At 42.3% G+C, this 1,264-nt stretch carries 2 protein-coding genes; both read left to right on the top strand.

Annotated features, from left to right (window positions below; genetic code table 11):
* Nucleotides 1-75: 75 nt before the first annotated feature.
* Complete coding sequence (locus tag AC1DM9_RS34330; RefSeq protein ID WP_477512714.1) at nt 76-474, top strand: transposase; 399 nt, start codon at nt 76-78, stop codon at nt 472-474.
* Nucleotides 390-1,226 carry an IS3 family transposase gene (locus tag AC1DM9_RS34335; RefSeq protein WP_477584493.1) on the top strand — a complete coding sequence of 279 codons (837 nt, stop codon included), beginning with the start codon at nt 390-392 and terminating at the stop codon, nt 1,224-1,226. Before AC1DM9_RS34330 ends, AC1DM9_RS34335 begins: the two co-directional genes overlap by 85 nt.
* The last annotated feature ends 38 nt before the right edge of the window (nt 1,227-1,264 follow it).

The raw sequence follows: 1,264 nt of genomic DNA on the forward strand, positions 1-1,264 counted from the left end.
TGAAGTGCACCCCTTAGAATAGACATTGGAAAAACCCCTAGGTTATTCCGATGAAATTCTAGGGGGTGTATTTTTGTGGCGGTTAAAGGGCAAAAGTTTAAGCATTATGAAGATACAACGAAAGTGGAGGCAATCCGCTTACATGTTGAAGAGGGATGGTCGTATCAAAAGATAGCGGATCACCTAAATATTAATGACAAGAATCGTGTGAAGATTTGGATGAGGAAATATAGACAGCTCGGTGAATATGGACTACTGGATCAGCGAGGACGTCGTGAGGAATACATCGATCAGGATAGATACGTTCAAAAGCTTAAACGAGATAATCAGATGCTAAAAAAGTGTTTGGAAATCTGGATGCGGGAGGTACAAAAACGAAATATCGTGTCATTGAAGCAGCAGCAGAATCCTACCCTCTTACTGAACTCTGCAAATTGTTTGGCGTCTCCAGAAGCGGATACTACGCCTACTTGAAGCGCAAAGTTATAGATCGCGATGRAGATCTCAAGGCATTAATTAAACGAGTGTATACGAAGTACAATGGCGTATATGGATATCGGCAGATTCAAATGCATTTACTTCAGGACCATGAAAAACGTGTGAATCACAAGAAAGTTCTTAGGCTTATGCAAGAGATGGGGATTCGCTCTAAGATGCGTCAGAAGCGACGTCAGAGCTATAAAACCACAGTAGGAGCACGCGTTGCGGAAAACCTGCTTCAGCGGGAGTTTAAAGCGGATAAGCCTAAACAAAAGTGGGTAACGGATGTCACTCAATACCGCGTAGTCGATACATGGATATATTTATCTGCCATTAAGGATTTGTATAACGGAGAACTCATTGCTTCTCATATGAGCCTTCGTAATGATAACCAACTCGTTCTTCAAACCTTTGAGAAAGCGTTTAAAAAGGAAACAGACGTGACTGGATTGATCGTTCACAGCGATCAAGGATTCCAGTACACGTCCTACGATTACCAAGACATGCTGCTGAAGGTTGGCGCCCGAATCAGCATGTCCCGCCGAGGCAATTGTTATGACAATGCCTCTATGGAGAGCTTTTTTTCGCATTTAAAAGCGGAAGCACTCTATCCTTATCATATCCGAAGTTTAGAAGAGGCACAAAGGAGAATTGAAGAATATTTGCATTTCTATAATAACGAGCGACCGCAGAGAAAACTAAAAAAACTGACGCCTGTTGCTTACAGACGTCAGCTTTCTGCCTAGGTGTTTTTTGCAATGTCTACAAATAGGGGTCTTGACCA

This window comes from Paenibacillus sp. 01T431, assembly GCF_056398625.1.